This is a genomic window from Massilia sp. CF038 (assembly GCF_900129765.1).
Taxonomy (GTDB): Bacteria; Pseudomonadota; Gammaproteobacteria; order Burkholderiales; family Burkholderiaceae_D; genus Telluria_A.
The window spans coordinates 993,873-1,010,442 of record NZ_FQWU01000002.1 but is presented as its reverse complement, the minus strand read 5'-3'; the positions used below and the strand labels follow the sequence as shown (position 1 = coordinate 1,010,442).

Below are 16,570 nucleotides of genomic sequence, written 5' to 3'. Positions count from 1 at the left end.
GGGTTTATTTGGTGTCAATCCGGCCAAGCAGCAGGTACTCGATCAGCGCCTTTTGCACGTGCAGGCGGTTTTCAGCTTCGTCCCAGACCACCGATTGCGGACCGTCGATGACGTCGGCGGCGACTTCTTCGCCGCGGTGGGCCGGCAGGCAGTGCATGAACAGGGCGTCCGGTGCGGCGCGCGCCATTTTGGCGGCGTCGACGATGTAGCCGTCGAAGGCTTTCAGGCGCGCGGCGTTTTCCTGTTCGTAGCCCATGCTGGTCCAGACATCGGTGTTGATCAGGTGGGCGCCGGCGCAGGCGTCGGACGGATTGTCGAACAGGGTGAAGCGCTTGGTGGTGACGAGCGCGTGGTCGATGTCGTAGCCTTTTGGGGTCGACACGTTCAGGTGGAAGCCGAATACTTCGGCCGCCTGCAGCCAGGAGTACAGCATGTTGTTGGCGTCGCCCACCCAGGTCACGGTCTTGCCGCTGATGGAGCCGCGGTGTTCGACGTAGGTGAAGATGTCGGCCAGTACCTGGCAGGGGTGGTGTTCGTTGGTGAGGCCATTAATCACTGGCACGCGCGAGTAGGCGGCAAAGCGCTCGATGATGTCCTGGCCGAAGGTGCGCACCATGATGATGTCGCACATGCGGCTCATGACCTGGCCGGCGTCTTCCACCGGCTCGCCGCGCCCAAGCTGGCTGTCGCGCGTGTTCAGGTAGATGGCCGCGCCGCCCAGCTGGTGCATGCCTGCCTCAAACGACAGGCGGGTACGGGTGGAGTTCTTCTCGAACACCATCACCAGGGTGCGGTCGATCAGCGGGTGGTACACCTCGTAGTTCTTGAACTTGCGCTTGATGACCGCGGCCCGCTCGATCACGTAGTTGAATTCGTCCAGGCTGAAGTCGGAGAACTGCAGGAAGTGCTTGATGGGTTTTTGTGGGGACATGGGGACGGCCGGTTGCAGGTGTTATCCACTTAATTATAAGGGTTATTTATGTTCGTGGTGGAACAGTGCTTGTATAGACAGATACATCGCCCTCGCGGAGGCGGGGGCCTATACCACTTATCCGAATTCGGTGAGGTGCCATGGGCCCCCGCCTTCGCGAGGGCGATGTTGTGGCCACGCTAGCGATGTGGTGACTAAGCTAGCGATGTGGTGGCCAAGCTAGCGATGTGGCACCTAAGCCAGCGATGTTCGCTTAGAACAAGGTCGGGTTGCTGACGTCGGGCTGGGGCGCGGTCAGCGGCAGGTCGAGCGTGAAGCAGGTGCCTTGCGCGGCGCCGCTGTCGACTGCGATCTGCCCGCCCAGCAGCGAGGTCACGATGTTATAGCTGATCGATAGCCCCAGCCCGCTGCCGCCTTGCCCCAGCTTGGTGGTGAAGAAGGGGTCGAAGATGCGGCTCAGGTGTTCCGGCGGGATGCCGCCGCCATCGTCGGAAAAATCGATCTGCACCCGGCCGTCGCCATGCAGCACGGCCGACAGGCGCATGTGGCCGCTGGTGCCGGGCGCAAACGCGTGCAGCAGGGCGTTGTTGATGAAGTTGGTGATGACCTGGCCAAACGGGCCTGGGTAGCTGTCCAGGCCCACGGTGTCCGGAACCTGCAGCTCGATGCTGTGATTTGCCGCGCGAATCCGGTTCATCATGGTGGCGATGATTTCGTGGCACACCTGCTGCAAATTGAAGAAGCGGCGCTGCTCGGTGGTGCGGTCTACTGCCACCTGCTTGAAGCTGTTGACCAGATCGGCCGCGCTGGTCAGCCCGCGCATGACCAGCGCTGCCGCTTTTTGCGAGTCGGCGATGAAGGTCGACAGTTCGGAGCGGCGCAAGCCAGGACCGTTCATCAAGGTCTCGATCTCGGCCGTCTTTTCCTGCATGGTCGAGGCAATCAGCAGGCTGTTGCCGATCGGGGTATTGAGTTCGTGCGCCACGCCGGCCATTAGCGAACCCAGTGCCGCCAGCTTCTCTTGCGACACCAGCTGGGCCTGGGCATCCTGCAGCTGACGGTAGGCTTCGGCGTTGTCCAGCGCGATGGCGCCATACGCACACAGGGTGCGGAAGATCATGCGCTCGTTCTCGCCATAGGCGCGCGATTGCGGCGCCTGCACCGTCATCACGCCAATGGCGCGCTCGCCCACCGTCAGTGGCGCGAACAGGGCGCTCATGTTGATCATGGTTCCGGGCACGACTTGCTGGTGCTCGGCGTCGGGCCAGTGGTCAATATAAATTTCGCGCCGCTCCATCAGGCAGCGCACCGAATACGCGCGCGGGTGCGACAGCGGGATGCTGTGTTCGGGCAGTTCACGCCCCATTTCCACACCAAACGCGCGGTTCAAGGTCGTGCCGGCGGTGTCGGTCAGGTAGATGGCGAAGGTCGACGCGGTCAACAGGCCGTGGATGTGGCGGTCAAGCGCGCGGAACACGGCTTCGGCATCCAGGTGGGCGGTGATTTCCTGGCCAATGGCGGACAGGCGTTCCAGCGTGGCGCTGGTACGCTGCAGGACTTCGGCGCGGCGCGCTTCCGATTCGGCCAGCTCGCGATGGTGATAGCCCTCGTTGCGGGCATGCTCGGTCTGGTGGTGCACCTGCATGGCCACGGCGTGGTTGGTCGCTTCCTGGCTGTGGGTTTTTTCGCGCGCGGTCGATGCCTGCAGCGCCACTTCGTAGGCGCGCTTGTAGTCACCGCAGGCGGCGTACTGGCGCGCCATGGCGTCATACAGTTCGCCCGGTACAGTGTAGCCATCCATGGTCGATGCGACCGACAGCGCCTTGTGCAGGTAGTGCAGGGCCGGATTCGGTTCCACCATGTTCGACGGTGGCGCCAGGCCCTTGTGCTGCGCATGGATCATGGCCATCACGCGCAAAGCGGCAATCTGGTTGGGCGGGTTGGCCTGGTCGGCGCCCATGGCGGCAGCTTCGGCGGCCACCGCCAGCGCTTCGCCGGCGCGCCCCAGTTCCGACAGCGCGTGCGCCTGGCCGCGCCGGGCAATGCTGCGGAAATCGGCCTGGTCAAGCGCATAGGCGCGCACTTCCAGGCGCGTAAAAGCGTTCAGGGCGCCGGCAAAGTCGCGCTGGTCGAGCGACAGGTCGCCCAAGTATTGCAAGGCGATGGCGTAGCTACGCGCGTTTTTCAGCGGCTCCAGGATGTTCAAAGCTTCCTGCAGCATGTCGTGCGCGGGGTCGAGCTGGCGCAGACGGCGCAAGGTGTCGGCCGTGTGCATGAGGCAGGCGCCGATGGAACGCGGCCAGTTGGTCGGGCGCGCCAGTTCAAGCGCGCACTGCATCCATTCCAGCGCCGAGTGATGGTCGCCCAGCAGGGTAAAGTCTTCGCCGATGTTGGTGGCGGCAGTAATGGCGGCGCGCATCTGGCCCGTTTCCAGGGCCGACTCGTAGCAGCGGATGTAGTAGCCGGCGGCGGCGCCAAAGTCGCCTGCCTGGCTGGCCGCCAGGGCCAGGAAGTCGTTGACCCAGGTTGCCAGCGAAGGGTGGGCAGCTGCGCTGTCGGAATTGAAGCGGCCGCCCCAGCGTGCCACGGCGGTATTGCGGTCACGCAGAACGGCCCAGCGGGCGATGGCCGCTTCGGACAGCAAGGTGCGCAGGTTGTCGCCGCCTGCGCTGGCCACTTCGGCCGCCGCGCTGAACTGGCGGTCGCCCGCTTCGTGGTCGCCACGGTCGATTTCGATCCAGGCCAGCAGCCAGTGGCTGTCGGAGCGGCCTTCGGCGTCGTTCAGCGCGTTGCAGCGCTCCAGCACCGCGCTGGCGCTGGTGAAGGCGGCATCGAGTTCGCCGGCCAGCCACTGGCCTTCGGCGCGCAGCAAGTCCATGCGCGCGCCCAGGACGTCGCGTTCTGCCACCGGCAGGGGCGCGTCGGCCAGCAGGGCGTCGGCCTGGTCGGCAAGGGTGAGGGCGCGGGCCGTGTCGCGCTGGCGCAGATGCCAGGCCAGCGACAGCAGCACCGGCAGCCGGTCATGCCCGCGCAGCGAGGGCAGCGCCGATTCCCATTTGGCTACATTTTCATCGACCGTGAATAGTTCCATGGTTCGATTGTATGCCTAGGGAAACAAAAAAGCGATGGCTGCCGTGACCATTGGTAATGCAACTGTTGGTATCTGTCTCAATACAGGGTCTGGGCCGATTCGTGCAGCAGCTGGCCGTACAGGGTGTGCCGGAAGCGCGCGATCTTGCCTGCCTCCAGCGCGGCCAGGATGGCGCACTGGGGTTCGATCAGGTGGCGGCAGTTGTAGAACTTGCAGCCGCCCAGGTAGGGCGTAAATTCCACAAAGGCGCGTTCGATCATGCCTTCGGACAGGTGGTACAGACCAAATTCCTGGAAGCCGGGCGAATCGATGATGGTCGCGTCCTGGCCCAGATGGTACAGACGGGTGAAGGTGGTGGTGTGTTTGCCGGTGTCGAGGGCAGCCGAAATTTCGCGCACGGCGATGTCGGCGTCCGGCACCAGCAGGTTGATCAGCGAGGACTTGCCCATGCCCGACTGGCCAATGAAAATCGAGGACTGGCCTTCGAGCAGCGGCATCAGCGTGGCCACGGCGTGTTCTGGCGCGGCGCGGGCCGATACTTCGTGCAGCGGGTAACCCAGGCTGGTGTAAGTCAGCAGCCGTTCGCGCGCCTTGGGCAGCAGATCGGTCACGTCGGTTTTATTGAGGATCAGGTGGGCCTCGATACCGGCCGCCTCGGCCGCCACCAGCGAGCGCGAAATCAGGTCGTCGGCAAAACCGGGTTCGGTGGCCACCACGATGAACAGGCGCGTCAGATTGGCCGCCAGCAGTTTGGACTTGTACTGGTCGGAGCGGTACAGCAGCGTTTTGCGTTCGGCGATCGATTCGATGACGGCCTGGTCGCCCGAGGTCATGGCCAGGTTGACCACATCGCCCACAGCGATGTTGGTCTTTTTGCCGCGCGTGACGCACTGGATTTTTTTGCCGTCGACATCGGCCAGATAGTGGCGCCCGTGGGCGGCGATGACCAGGCCGGTCAGCGGTGCTGCACTCATGCGCCACTCCGTTGCACATACAGTGCACTGGCGCGCGCGGCGCAGATGAAGTCGTTGGAGGTGAGGGCGCCACCGGCGGAATCGGTGCGGTAGCTGACCGCGCACAGTTTGTAGGTCACCAGCAGTTCGGGATGGTGGTCTTGCTGATGGCTGACCCATGCCAGCGCGTTGACGAAGGCCATGGTCTCGTAATAATTCTTGAAGGCGAAGCTGGTTTGCAGCTTGCCGTCGATGATGGCCCAGCCGGGCAGCTGGGGCAGCAGGGCGGCGCAGGCCGCGTCGTCAAGGGCTGGCGCGTTGGCGCTGCAGTGCTGTTTGCTGAGGGTACCTGCTGTCATGCGGCCGCCATAGGTGTGGGTGCGAGATTGAGCTGCTTGATCCGCACCGAGGCGGGCGGATGCGAATCGTAAAACGCTGAATGGAGCGGGTCCGGGGTCAGCGTGGAGGCGTTGTCTTCGTACATCTTGACCAGGGCCGAGACCAGGTCGCGCGCGTCGCTGTGGGTGGCGGCAAAAGCATCGGCCTCAAACTCGTGCTTGCGCGAGCTGATCGAGGTCAGGGGCGACAGCACAAAGGTAAACACGGGCAGCGTCAGCATGAACAGCAGCAGCGCCATGGCATCGTTGGCGGCGCCGGGCACCGGGTCCACGCCCAGGCCAGTGTAGAACCAGACCTGGCCCTTGAGGTAGCCCAGCAGCGCCAGAAAGCCCAGCGACACGGCAAACATCACGGCGATGCGCTTGATGATGTGTTTGAGCTTGAAGTGGCCCAGTTCGTGCGCCAGCACGGCTTCGATTTCCTGCGGGGCCAGGCGCTCGATCAGGGTGTCGAAGAAGACGATGCGCTTGTTGGCGCCAAAGCCGGAAAAATACGCGTTGCCGTGGGCCGAGCGCTTGGAGCCGTCCATCACGAACAAGCCCTTGGAGGCAAAGCCGACGCGCGCCATCAGGCCTTCGATGCGCTCTTTCAGACTGACGTCGGCCAGCGGCGTGAATTTGTTGAACAGGGGCTGGATGAAGGTCGGGTACAGCACCATCATCAGCAGCTGGAAACCGCTCCAGACCAGCCAGGCGTAGAACCACCAGAGGGGGCCGCTTTTATCCATCAGCACCAGCACCACCCACACCAGCGGCAGGCCGATGGCCGCACCCAGGGCAGTGCCCTTGACCATGTCGAGCAGCCACAGGCTGCGTGTCATTTTATTAAAACCGAAACGTTGTTCCAGCACGAACTGGCGGTAATAGTCGAACGGCAGGTCGAGCACGCCGCTGATGACACTGAAGGCGGCCAGCAAGGCCAGCTGGTAAGCCATGCCCGGGCCGGTGAGCGGCAGCAGGGCCTGCGACAGCCATTGCAGGCCACCGAGCAGGGTAAAACCGATCAGCACAGCGCTGCTGAAGAGCAGGTTGACCAGGCCGAAACGCGTCTTGGCGGCAGTATAGTCGGCGGCCTTCTGGTGTGCTTCGAGGGGGATTTTGGCGGCAAATTCGGCCGGCACGGCATTGCGGTGCGCCATCACATGGCGCAGTTGGCGGCTGGCCAGCCAGAAGCGCAGGACCAGGGTCAATACAAAGAAAGAAACGAATAAGATCGAAAACGCGGATGAATACATTCTGTGCCTGTGAGAAAATGCAGGATTGTTTAGGCCAAGAGAGAATTATGTCACATGCCACTGATTTAGCCGCACCGGCCGCCCCACAGCGCCCAAACGAGTTCAACCTGATCTGGTTGGACATGGAAATGACGGGCCTGGAGCCCGACACCGACCGCATCATCGAAGTGGCGGCGGTGGTGACCGACATGCACCTCAATATTATTGCCGAGGGCCCCGTGTTTGCCATTCACCAGTCCGATGAAACGCTGGACAAGATGGATGCCTGGAACAAGGGCACGCATGGCCGCTCCGGCCTGATCGACCGCGTCAAGGCGTCCACCGTGACCGAAGAGCAAGCGTCGCTGGAACTGATCGCTTTCCTCAAGCAGTACGTCCCGGCCGGCAAGTCGCCCATGTGCGGCAACAGCATTTGCCAGGATCGCCGCTTCATGGCGCGCGGCATGCCGAAGCTGGAAGCGTTCTTCCACTACCGCAATCTGGACGTGTCCACGCTCAAGGAACTGTGCAAGCGCTGGAAGCCCGAAATCGTGGGCGGCTTCAAGAAGCACCAGAAGCATACGGCGCTGGCCGACATCATTGAATCGATCGAAGAACTGCGCTACTACCGCGAGCATTTCATCAAGCTGTAAAGCAGTCGTCTTCTTTGATCTAGCTCAAGCTCTGTAGCAGGCTCAAGCGGCAACCTCGTACTTTATTTGCGAGATTCGCCATGCTGGACCTGTTGCGAGATTTGGGCGAGCGCGTTAAGGAAGTTGGTTCGCTGCTGTGGCGCTGTTTTTACAGCGTCACGTTGACGCTGCTCGGCGTGGCCGGCCTGGTGTTCGTGCCGCAAGGCGCCGAATGCCTGCGCCTGGTCAGCCAGCCTGGCTGGAATTTCCCCCTATTTCTGTGTTCCGTTGCGGCCTGGTCGATGGCGGCGTGGTACAGCGCGCGCCTGACGCTGGGCCGCGTATTCGCCGGTGACGCGCTCATCGACCAGCGCGATACCGATTTCGTCAATGGCATGCGCCTGTGGCTGCCCCGTGCGCTGGGGATCTTGCCAGGTGCTGTGCTGGCGGTCCAGTTTTTCCGCATCGGCTACCCGGTGCTCGGCATCGGGTGTACTGCCGCCGCCACGGCCATTGGCGTGTTCATGGTACGCAGGCGGGTCTGGTTTGCGTCCCGCTTTGTGGGCTGGGAGCCGGGGCGCGGGCTGGGTCTGCGCTTCATCGCCCTGCAGCAGGGCACGCTGTTGACAGTGCTGTGCGCCATCGGCGCTTCGTTCACCTTGCTGTTTGCCATTTGGATCTGGCCGCTGGAAGTGACGTCTGTCGTCACTGCACCTGTGCTGCTGTGCTTTGCGCTGGCCAGCTGGATCCTGTTCGGCGACCTGGTGCTCACCTACTTTTTTCGCCAGGCTCGGCTCCCATCCATGGCTGCCGCGCCCCTGTTGCTGCTGGTCGTCTGCAGTTTGTGGAATGATAACCATGCGGTGGCATTGGTAGGCGACCAGCGCTGGCCACGGATCGGCGGGGCAGTCACGCCGCAGGATACTGCTATTCCCACGCGGCGCGATATCGAAGTCCATCTCCACGCCTGGCTGGCGGCGCGCGTTGCGCGCGGCGAACTGCGGCCTGGCCAGCCGTTTCCGCTGTTTCTGGTCGCGGCCGAAGGGGGCGGCATCCGCGCCGCCTATTGGGGCGGCATTGTCCTGGCGCGCCTGCAGGACGACAGTGCAGGCCGCTTTGGGCGCCACTTGTTCGCACTGAGCGGCGTGTCTGGTGGCAGCCTGGCAGCGGGCACCTTTGCGGCCCTGGTGGCCGATGAGCGTAGTGGCGCTCTCGCACGCGCACCCTGCGCGCGGCGCAATCCGGCGCGCCGCTATCAGCAATGCATCAGCGCAGTACTGCGGCGCGACTACCTGTCGCCTGCGGTGGGTTATCTGCTCTACCCGGACATGCTGCAGCGTTTCCTGCCACTGCCGGTGGCCGCCGCCGACCGCGCGCGTGCCATGGAAGCCGGTTTGCAGGACGGCTGGCATGATGCGACCGCCAGCACGCGCTTTGCGCAGCGGTTTCACGCCCTGTGGACGAATGACCGCGCGCTTGAGGTGCCGTCGCTGCTGCTCAATGCCACCCTTGTCAACGGCGGCAACCGCGTCATCGCCAGCGATCTGGCGATCGATGGTCGTTTCCCGGATGCCTACGACGCGTTCGATCCCGTGCTTGATCTGGGTGCCATGAGCCTGGCCACGGCGATGCATAACAGCGCGCGCTTCAGTTACATCAGCCCGGCCGGCACGGTGGCCGGCTGCGGCACGCCGGGCCATCTGCAGGCGTGCAGCACGACGGCGGCGCGCCATGCCTGGGGCAGGGTGATCGACGGCGGCTACTTTGAAAACTCGGGCGTGGAAAGTGTGCGCGATCTGCTGTTTGCCATGCGCCCAGCCTTGCAGGCCTGGGAAGCGCGCGGTTATGTGATCGAGCCATCCGTTCTGGTGATCAGCAACTCGCCGGGCGCGCTGGCGCCGTCCGGACGCCAGGATCCGGCCAGAGCCCGCCTGGACATCACGTTTTTGTCCGAACTGCTGGCGCCGCCCCTGGGCCTGTTCAATACACGCGAGGCACGCGCCACCTTTGCCGTTACGGCGCAGCGGCGCGACATGGCGGCGGCCGACGCCCAAGGCTTCGTCTGGTTCGGCATGCACACGCCCAACGATACTCCGCTGGGCTGGGCCCTGGCGGACCAGACTTTCGACGCAATGGATGCGCTGTTGCAGCGGGCCCGCAGCGCCCGACTCAACGCGCTTCCCTTTGAGGCGGTGCTGTCACGCCTGCAGAGATCGCCACCGAATGTGGCATGCCGAACAGAACAGGAGCGAGGTAAAGCGTACTGTGAAGCTTCTTTGAATCAACAGGAGAACAAGATGACCAAGCCTACCCAGGATCCACGCGAACAACTGCAACGCGACCAGCAGCAGGCCAGCAAGATGCGCAAAACAACCGCCAGCGCGCCGAAGATGAAGAAGTTGCGGGTCGGCACAAAAACGATGGGATCAAGGACCATCAAGGTGCCGACAAGGGGCCGCGCGGGCAGTAATTGATGGGCTGTGTGCGCTAATCCGCGCGCAGTACACCAAGGCAGTTGCGCCGCTTTTCCAGCGCGCGATTGGCGGCGGCGCTGGCGGTGGCCGGCGTCGCGCTGCCACTGTAGACCACGCAGGCGCCATCGGGGGCGATGCGCGCCGCCGTCAGGATCGCCCCCGAAGCCATGCGCGGTCCGCTGCCAGGCGCGCTGGCGGTATCGAGCCGCACCAGCAGGGCGGTAGGCACCAGTTGCGCGCCGCGCCGCTGCATGCGCCACTCGGCCTTGCGGCCTACCCGGGCCAGCCCGGGCGTGACCACGTCCCAATAGTCCAGCGGCCATACCTCGCCGCGCGGGCTGACCACATCGACCGAGGTGGTTGCTTCAGCCTCATGCACCAGCAGGCGGTAGCCGGCCACGCCATCGCAGCGACGCGTGCGTGTGCCGCCGTGGCCGGCGTCCAGGGTCTTGCAGCGGGAACCATACAAATCGGAATACAGACTGGCAGCACCAGCGTGGCTGGCGCTGCAGAGCAGCAGGGCAACAAGCATTGAGCGGACCATGGCAACCCCTGGTGGTGAACTGGGATAGTCCATGCTAGACGGGGCACGCCGGCTGCTGTTTGTAAAACGTCAAGTCAGCCGTCCGACCCGCTTAGCGTAGAAGCAATTGCTGTGGCAAAATGTTGCATTTGATTTGCAGCAATTTCCCATCTTTTATGTCCGACACTCCATCTCCCTGGTACAGCGCCTTATTGCCTGCCGTAAGTACGACCAGCCGGCGCGAGCAGCTGCGCGCCAGTCTCGGTGCAATGGCCGGGCTCGGTTTTACTGCCTGGCTTTGCCTGCACATGTTCGGTCCGTCCGGCGCGTGGCTGATTGCGCCGATGGGGGCCTCGTCGGTGCTGCTGTTCTGCCTGCCCGCCAGTCCGCTGGCCCAGCCATGGGCCGTCATTGGCGGCAATACGGTGTCAGCGCTGGTCGGCGTGGCGTGCGCGGCGTGGGTGTCCGATCCAGCCCTGGCTGCACCGCTTGCTGGCGGCTGCGCCATTGCCGCCATGTTCGCGCTGCGCTGCCTGCATCCACCGGGCGGGGCAGTCGCTTTGACGGCCGTGCTGGCCGGCCCGGCCGTGCACGCGCTGGGCTTTCGCTTTGCACTGGCGCCAGTGGCGCTCAATTCCGCCTTGATGGTGGGTGCGGCACTAGTGTTCAACAATTTGTCGGGGCGCCGCTATCCGCACAACCAGCGCTCGGCGCTGGCCAATCCGCACCTGACGGCCGACACCGTGCCCACGGCCCGTCTGGGTTTTCAGCGGGAAGATCTGGATGCCGTGCTGCGCCGCTATAACCAGGTGCTGGACGTGAGCCGCGACGACCTGGAAGACATTATTCTGGCCACCGAGGCGCAAGCCTACGAACGGCGTTTTGGCGTGATTACCTGCGGCGCGGTGATGTCAAAAGATGGGGTGACGGCCGAATTTGCCACCGAACTGGGCGAAGCCTGGCGCAGCATGCGCTACCACCGCCTGCATGCGATGCCGGTGCTGAACCGGGCGCGGCGGGTGATCGGGATGGTGGCGCAAAGTGATTTTCTGCGGCACAGCGACCTGGACGACTTCCGCACGCTGGGCGCGCGCTTCCGGGCCTTGATCAGAAAGAGCGGGCGCACCCATTCGGAAAAGCCGGAAGTGGTGGGCCAGATCATGACCGCGCCGGTGGTGACGGCCACGGTCGACACGCCTATCGTGGAACTGGTGACCCTGATGGCCAACAGCGGCCTGCACCACATTCCCGTGCTTGATGCCGAGCAGCGTTTTGCCGGCATCATCAGCCAGTCCGACCTGCTGGCGGCCCTGGTGCAGGCGCGCCTGGCCGAACCGGCCGCTGCGTAGAATTTACTCGGCGCTGTCGGCGCCGCAGCACTTCTTGAATTTTTTGCCGCTGCCGCAAGGGCAGTCCTCATTGCGGCCAACTTTCGGTTCGTCGCGTTTGACTGTTTGCACCGGCGCCTTGCGCAGTGGCACCCAGAAACGCTGGATGGCAGGCAGGTTGGCTTCGATTTCCAGTGCCAGCTTGTGGCCTTTGACAGGGGTGTCGACTTCGGCCAGTTCAGCTTCTTCGATCTCGTCGGCGCCCAGCAGGTAGATCGGGCGCATCAGCGGCGCCAGGTCCGATTCCCAGATCGGGTCCCAGGAACCAGGGCGCAGTTCCATGCCTTCCCAGAAGCCCCAGCACCAGGCTTCGGCATCGATCAGGTTTTCGCCTTCGTGCTCGGCTTCGCAGAACAGCGGTTCGAATTCTTTGGGCGCCACTTCAAACGTGACCAGCACTTCATTCATGAAGCGCATGATCAGGTTGACGATCTTTTCTTCTTCCTTGGCGTTCTTCCATTTTGGAATGGCCGAGGCATCCTCGCCCCACACCTTGAGCAGCCACTCGGCCGGCATGATCGTTTCCGGGCCAATGGCAATGGCGGTCAGGTAGCCGTGCAGGGTGTCCATGGTCATGGCGTCGTCGGAGCTGCGGTCCGAGAGCAAAAACTGGTCGAGTTCGTTAAATTCTTTTTCTGACAAAGGCTGGTCGAGTTGCATGGCGTGGCTTTAAAGGAGAGTTGAAGCCGCTAGTTTAACGCTTCGCAGGCGGAACAGCCTATTTATTCCGGCGCCCGCGCCGTACAATGGCGCCCATGGACACCCCCGCGCCCCATCCCTTTGCCACCCTCAGCCCTGACTGGGTGCTCGACGCTCTCGACAGTGTCGGCCAGCGTGCCGACGGCCGCCTGCTGGCCTTGAACAGCTACGAAAACCGGGTCTACCAGGCCGGCATGGAAGAGGGACCGGCGCTGGTGGTCAAGTTCTACCGCCCCGAGCGCTGGTCGGACGCCGCCATTCTGGAAGAGCATGCGTTTGTAGCCGAACTGGTGGCCCAGGAAATTCCGGTGGTGCCGGCCATGACCATTGGCGGGACCACCTTGCACACGTTCCAGGGTTTCCGTTTTGCCGTGTTTGAACGGCGTGGCGGGCGCGCGCCCGAGCTCGACGCTCCCGGCGTTCTGGAATGGATGGGGCGCTTCATTGGCCGTATTCACGCAGTCGGCGCGCTGGCGCCGTACGCCGAGCGCCCGGCGCTGGACATTGCCAGCTTCGGCACAGCGTCGCGCGATTATCTGCTTGCCAACGATTTTCTGCCGCCCGACTTGCTGGCGCCCTGGCGCAGCGTGATTGACCAGGCCCTGGACGGGGTGCGGCGCTGCTACGAGCGGGCAGGGCAGGTGCCCCTGATCCGCCTGCACGGCGATTGCCATGGTGGCAATGTGCTGTGGACACCGGACGGCCCCCATTTCGTCGACTTCGACGACAGCCGCACGGGTCCGGCGGTACAGGATTTGTGGATGCTGCTCTCGGGCGAGCGCAGCGACATGGTGCGCCAGCTGGGCGATGTGCTGGCCGGGTACGAGGACTTTTGCGACTTTGACACGCGCCAGCTGCACCTGATTGAAGCGCTGCGCACACTGCGCCTGATTCATTACGCGGCCTGGCTGGCCAGCCGCTGGGACGACCCGGCATTTCCGGCGGCGTTCCCGTGGTTTAATACACAACGGTATTGGCAAGACCGCATTCTGGAGCTGCGCGAGCAGGTGGCGCTGATGGATGAGCCGCCCTTGTGGCAAAGCTGACAATTACATCGCCCTCGCGAAGGCGGGGGCCCATGCCAGCTGTCCGAATCCGGTTGCGTGGAATAGGGGGCTCGCATGCGAGCCCGCCTTCGCGAGGGCGATGTTTTTAAGCCGCGAATTAGGCGACTTTCCCCACTCTCCTCACCGCGTTCACGCCTCCCGCCATCCCCGATAATCTCTCTATGCCCGCTTTCCGCGGCAGCCTTCTATAGCGAGAACGACGATGGAATCCCAAGCCGCCCTGCACGACGACGTCAAGCCAGCCACGGAACCGGCCGCACCTGGCCGCGCCAAGTCGGAAATGCGTGCCATCCACGAAGCCATCGCCCGCGTCGAAGCGGAAGCAAAAGCCTCGTGCGCCGCTGAAAGCCGCGCGCACGCCGAAGCGCGTGCCCGCAGCCTGGCCGAAGAACGCGCCGCCATGGACGCCGCTGCCGCTGCCGCCGCCTTGCAAAATGCGCAAGCCTCGGAAGAAGCCATCGAAGCCAACCGCGACCGCCTGGAAACCCTGCGCGCCGCCGCCCAGGCCAGTCTGGAGCGCCTGGAAGCCGTGCGCCAGGAAACGCTGGAACTGCGCGCCCGCGTCGAAGCCGATACCCAGATTAAGCTGGCCGCCGAAGCGCGTGCCAAGAGCGAAGAAGAAGCGCGCCGCCGCGCGGCCGAACAAATCGAAGCCGAAGCTGCCATGGCCGAACAAGCCACGCGCGCGGCCAATGAACTGCTGCTGCACACCGAACAAGCGCGCCTGCAAGCGGTAGAGCGCGTCGCCGCGGTCCACGCAGCCAAGGAAGAAGTGCTGTACATCGCCTCGGCCGACGCCCGTCTGGCCACCCTGGCGCGCGAGCGTGAACGCCAGGCCAAGGGCGCGCGCCAGACCGCCGAATTGCTGGCCGAAGCCGAATCGGAAGCGCTGGAACTGACCGTGCAGCGCGAAAAAGCCGACCAGGTAGCCCTGGCCGCCGCCTTTGCGCGTGCCGTTGCCGAAGCCCGCGCCCTGGAAGAAGCACGCGCCCTGGCCCACATCGAGCAGGAACGCGAAGCCATCGCGCTGGCCCAGGCCGAGTCCGAGCGCGTGGCCGCCAAATCGATTCACCTGCGCCTGCAGTCGGAAAAAGAACTGCGCGACGCTGCCATCCACCGCGAACGTCTGGAACAAATGGCCGCCGCCAGCGCCGAAGCGCGGCGTGAAGCCGAGACCCGCATCCTGGCTGCAACCGAAGCGCGCATCGAAATGGACCGCAAGTTACGCGAAGTGGCCCTGACGCGCGCGCTGGCCGAAGAAGATGCCGGCAGCGTGGTGCAAGCCAAAGTTGACGCGGAAGCCATTGCCACCGCCAAGGCGCAGGAACGCAAGCTGGCCGACCAGGCAGCGACTGCCGCCGCCGCCCTGGAAGCGCAGGAACAGCAGCGCGCGCGCCAGCTGGCCGAAGAACGCGCCCAGCTGGCAGCCGCCGCTGCCGCAGCCGCCGCCAGCGAAAACGATGCCGAGCAGGCCCGCGTGGCACGCGTGGCTGAACAAGTTGAACTGCAGCGCCGCAGCGCGGCCCTGGCACAGCAAAAAGCCGAGCAGGCGGCCCAGCTGGCGCAGGCCGAACAGGCACGCGCCAGTGCCGAACAGGCCGCCCTGGCCCGGCTGGAAGACAAGCTGCAAGCCGAACGCGAACTGGCTGCCGCTGCCCAGGAACGGGCCGAGAATGAGAAGGTTCAGGCGGCGCTGCTGCGCCAGCAGGCCGACGCGGAACGGCGCGCTGCCGAAGCGAACCGCGCCGAAATCGATGCTGCCCGCGCCCTGGTCGAGCAGACCGAACTGGAAGCGACCGAAAAAGCCGCTGCCGCAGATGCCCGCATCGCCCAGCTGCGCATTGCCGCCGACCTGGGCCGCGTTCAGGCCGAGCGCGCGCACAATGAGAAGCGCAAGCTCGAAGTGATCGAGCACACCATGGCTGCCGAGCGCGAAGTGGCGGACGCCGAACGCGCTTCGCTGGCGCTGCTGGAACAGACCCTGGCCGCGCAACGCCAGAAAGCCGCGCACGAACAGCGCGCCAACGAAGCTGCCGTGGCTCGCCTGGCGTCCGAGCAGGCCGCCGCCCAGGCGGCCCGGGTGCGCGCCGATGCTGAACAAAAGCAGGCCGAAATGGCACGCCAGCTGCACGCCGTACAAGACCTGGCGGCGCAGGCAGCAATCGACAAGCGCGAAGCGCAGCGCAAGCTGCTCGAGAGTGCTCAGGCCCAGGCCGACATGCAGCGCAAGGCCGCCCTGGCCACGCGCGAAATGGCCAACGCCAAGCAGCAGCTGGTGGAACTGGAAGCGCAGCGCATCGACGCCGACACGCGCACCCTGATGGCGACCCGTGCCGCCATCGCGGTCGAACAGGCCGAAAGCGTCGCCGGCGCCGCCCAGCGCGCCACCTCGGCCAGTCTGGCGCACCAGGTGATCGGACGCCTGACCCAGCCATCCAGCGTGGCGCTCAAAGCGTAAACACGGCGCGCCCATGTAATATGGCGTCATGCGACGCCTCTTCTTCCTCGGTTTGATCACGCTGCTGCCAGCTGCCCAAGCGGGCGAGCTGGTGGTGTTGGTCGACACCGCCAACGACATGCCCATGGCGCGCTTTGAGCGCTATCGCCTGGTCGACGGCATTCACCGTGATATTGGCGTGGCGCTGGCGCAGCATATGCAGCGCAGCGCGCGCTTCATGTCGCTGCCGCGCAAGCGTCTGGTGCGCGCACTGGAAGACGGCAGCGCCGACGTCCTGTGCAGCTATGTGCCCGAGTGGCTCGATGGCCGCCTGCACTGGAGTCAAGCCTTCATTCCCATTGCCGAAGTCCTGGTCAGCGCGCGCAGTGCGCCGCGTCCGCGCAGCGTCGACGACGTGGCGGGCAAGCCCGTCGGCACCGTGCTCGGTTACGCCCATCCCGAAATGGAAGCCTTGCTGGGTGCGCGCTTTGTGCGTGCCGACGGTCCCACGGCCGACGCCAATTTGCGCAAGCTGGCGGCGGGGCGCATCGAATACGCCCTGACAGGGAAAAGTTTTCTGGAGTGGCGCCAGAAGAACGGCGCGCTGAAAGTGGCGCTGCATCCGCCGCTGGTCGTAAAAAATTACATGGGGCAGTGCGCGGTGTCGCCGAAGGGGCGGGTGACGCTGGCGGAAGTGGATCTGGCCATTACGCAAATGGTCAAAGAGGGGAAAGTGGGGACGATACTGGCGAAGTACCAGTAG

Annotated in this window: 13 protein-coding genes; 6 read left to right on the top strand and 7 right to left on the bottom strand. The window is 64.5% G+C overall.

From position 1 onward, the window contains the following. Positions 1–4 precede the first annotated feature (4 nt). The 5 genes from argF to BUC24_RS14905 form a co-directional block, all read right to left on the bottom strand. Positions 5–931, bottom strand: coding sequence for an ornithine carbamoyltransferase (gene argF / locus BUC24_RS14925; protein WP_073217673.1), 927 nt, complete (start codon positions 929–931; stop codon positions 5–7). 253 nt (positions 932–1,184) lie between these two features. Beyond that, positions 1,185–4,022, bottom strand: a complete 2,838-nt coding sequence (locus BUC24_RS14920; RefSeq protein WP_073217670.1) for an ATP-binding protein — start codon at positions 4,020–4,022, stop codon at positions 1,185–1,187. 77 nt (positions 4,023–4,099) lie between these two features. Then, a complete protein-coding gene (gene rsgA / locus BUC24_RS14915) occupies positions 4,100–4,996 on the bottom strand; it encodes a ribosome small subunit-dependent GTPase A (RefSeq protein ID WP_073217667.1) in 897 nt (298 codons plus the stop codon). Further along, positions 4,993–5,334, bottom strand: coding sequence for a 4a-hydroxytetrahydrobiopterin dehydratase (locus tag BUC24_RS14910; protein WP_073217664.1), 342 nt, complete (start codon positions 5,332–5,334; stop codon positions 4,993–4,995). Before BUC24_RS14910 ends, rsgA begins: the two co-directional genes overlap by 4 nt. Then, positions 5,331–6,608, bottom strand: coding sequence for a M48 family metallopeptidase (locus BUC24_RS14905; protein WP_073217660.1), 1,278 nt, complete (start codon positions 6,606–6,608; stop codon positions 5,331–5,333). Before BUC24_RS14905 ends, BUC24_RS14910 begins: the two co-directional genes overlap by 4 nt. 47 nt (positions 6,609–6,655) lie before the next feature. Between BUC24_RS14905 and orn the strand changes: the two genes are divergently transcribed. Both orn and BUC24_RS14895 read left to right on the top strand, forming a co-directional pair. After that, entirely contained in the window at positions 6,656–7,240 is a 585-nt protein-coding gene (gene orn, locus BUC24_RS14900; protein WP_073217657.1) for an oligoribonuclease, read from the top strand. A gap of 80 nt (positions 7,241–7,320) precedes the next feature. Then, positions 7,321–9,693, top strand: coding sequence for a hypothetical protein (locus tag BUC24_RS14895; protein ID WP_073217654.1), 2,373 nt, complete (start codon positions 7,321–7,323; stop codon positions 9,691–9,693). Between the two features lie 13 nt (positions 9,694–9,706). Here BUC24_RS14895 and BUC24_RS14890 read toward each other — a convergent pair whose 3' ends face one another. Next, positions 9,707–10,237 carry a hypothetical protein gene (locus BUC24_RS14890; RefSeq protein WP_143167532.1) on the bottom strand — a complete coding sequence of 177 codons (531 nt, stop codon included), beginning with the start codon at positions 10,235–10,237 and terminating at the stop codon, positions 9,707–9,709. A gap of 155 nt (positions 10,238–10,392) precedes the next feature. Here BUC24_RS14890 and BUC24_RS14885 point away from each other — a divergent pair, with 155 nt between their 5' ends. Further along, a complete protein-coding gene (locus BUC24_RS14885; RefSeq protein ID WP_073217648.1) occupies positions 10,393–11,565 on the top strand; it encodes an HPP family protein in 1,173 nt (390 codons plus the stop codon). A gap of 3 nt (positions 11,566–11,568) precedes the next feature. Here the strand turns inward: BUC24_RS14885 and BUC24_RS14880 are convergent, their stop codons facing one another. Further along, entirely contained in the window at positions 11,569–12,264 is a 696-nt protein-coding gene (locus BUC24_RS14880; RefSeq protein ID WP_073217645.1) for a UPF0149 family protein, read from the bottom strand. Positions 12,265–12,359: 95 nt separating this feature from the next. Here BUC24_RS14880 and BUC24_RS14875 point away from each other — a divergent pair, with 95 nt between their 5' ends. The 3 genes from BUC24_RS14875 (at position 12,360) to BUC24_RS14865 (ending at position 16,570) form a co-directional block, all read left to right on the top strand. Next, positions 12,360–13,349: a serine/threonine protein kinase gene (locus BUC24_RS14875; RefSeq protein ID WP_073220152.1), complete on the top strand. Its 990-nt coding sequence runs from the start codon at positions 12,360–12,362 to the stop codon at positions 13,347–13,349. A gap of 223 nt (positions 13,350–13,572) precedes the next feature. Beyond that, complete coding sequence (locus BUC24_RS14870; protein ID WP_073217642.1) at positions 13,573–15,828, top strand: coiled-coil domain-containing protein; 2,256 nt, start codon at positions 13,573–13,575, stop codon at positions 15,826–15,828. Between the two features lie 28 nt (positions 15,829–15,856). After that, positions 15,857–16,570 carry a substrate-binding periplasmic protein gene (locus BUC24_RS14865; protein ID WP_073217638.1) on the top strand — a complete coding sequence of 238 codons (714 nt, stop codon included), beginning with the start codon at positions 15,857–15,859 and terminating at the stop codon, positions 16,568–16,570.

What these genes read in the sequence shown, in the direction of transcription:
- argF (WP_073217673.1), bottom strand. Translation starts at nt 931, where the DNA reads ATGTCCCCACAAAAACCCATCAAGCACTTCCTGCAGTTCTCCGACTTC.
- BUC24_RS14895 (WP_073217654.1), top strand. Translation starts at nt 7,321, where the DNA reads ATGCTGGACCTGTTGCGAGATTTGGGCGAGCGCGTTAAGGAAGTTGGT.
- BUC24_RS14910 (WP_073217664.1), bottom strand. Translation starts at nt 5,334, where the DNA reads ATGACAGCAGGTACCCTCAGCAAACAGCACTGCAGCGCCAACGCGCCA.
- BUC24_RS14880 (WP_073217645.1), bottom strand. Translation starts at nt 12,264, where the DNA reads ATGCAACTCGACCAGCCTTTGTCAGAAAAAGAATTTAACGAACTCGAC.
- BUC24_RS14865 (WP_073217638.1), top strand. Translation starts at nt 15,857, where the DNA reads ATGCGACGCCTCTTCTTCCTCGGTTTGATCACGCTGCTGCCAGCTGCC.
- orn (WP_073217657.1), top strand. Translation starts at nt 6,656, where the DNA reads ATGTCACATGCCACTGATTTAGCCGCACCGGCCGCCCCACAGCGCCCA.
- BUC24_RS14890 (WP_143167532.1), bottom strand. Translation starts at nt 10,237, where the DNA reads ATGGTCCGCTCAATGCTTGTTGCCCTGCTGCTCTGCAGCGCCAGCCAC.
- BUC24_RS14870 (WP_073217642.1), top strand. Translation starts at nt 13,573, where the DNA reads ATGGAATCCCAAGCCGCCCTGCACGACGACGTCAAGCCAGCCACGGAA.
- BUC24_RS14875 (WP_073220152.1), top strand. Translation starts at nt 12,360, where the DNA reads ATGGACACCCCCGCGCCCCATCCCTTTGCCACCCTCAGCCCTGACTGG.
- BUC24_RS14920 (WP_073217670.1), bottom strand. Translation starts at nt 4,022, where the DNA reads ATGGAACTATTCACGGTCGATGAAAATGTAGCCAAATGGGAATCGGCG.
- BUC24_RS14885 (WP_073217648.1), top strand. Translation starts at nt 10,393, where the DNA reads ATGTCCGACACTCCATCTCCCTGGTACAGCGCCTTATTGCCTGCCGTA.
- BUC24_RS14905 (WP_073217660.1), bottom strand. Translation starts at nt 6,608, where the DNA reads ATGTATTCATCCGCGTTTTCGATCTTATTCGTTTCTTTCTTTGTATTG.
- rsgA (WP_073217667.1), bottom strand. Translation starts at nt 4,996, where the DNA reads ATGAGTGCAGCACCGCTGACCGGCCTGGTCATCGCCGCCCACGGGCGC.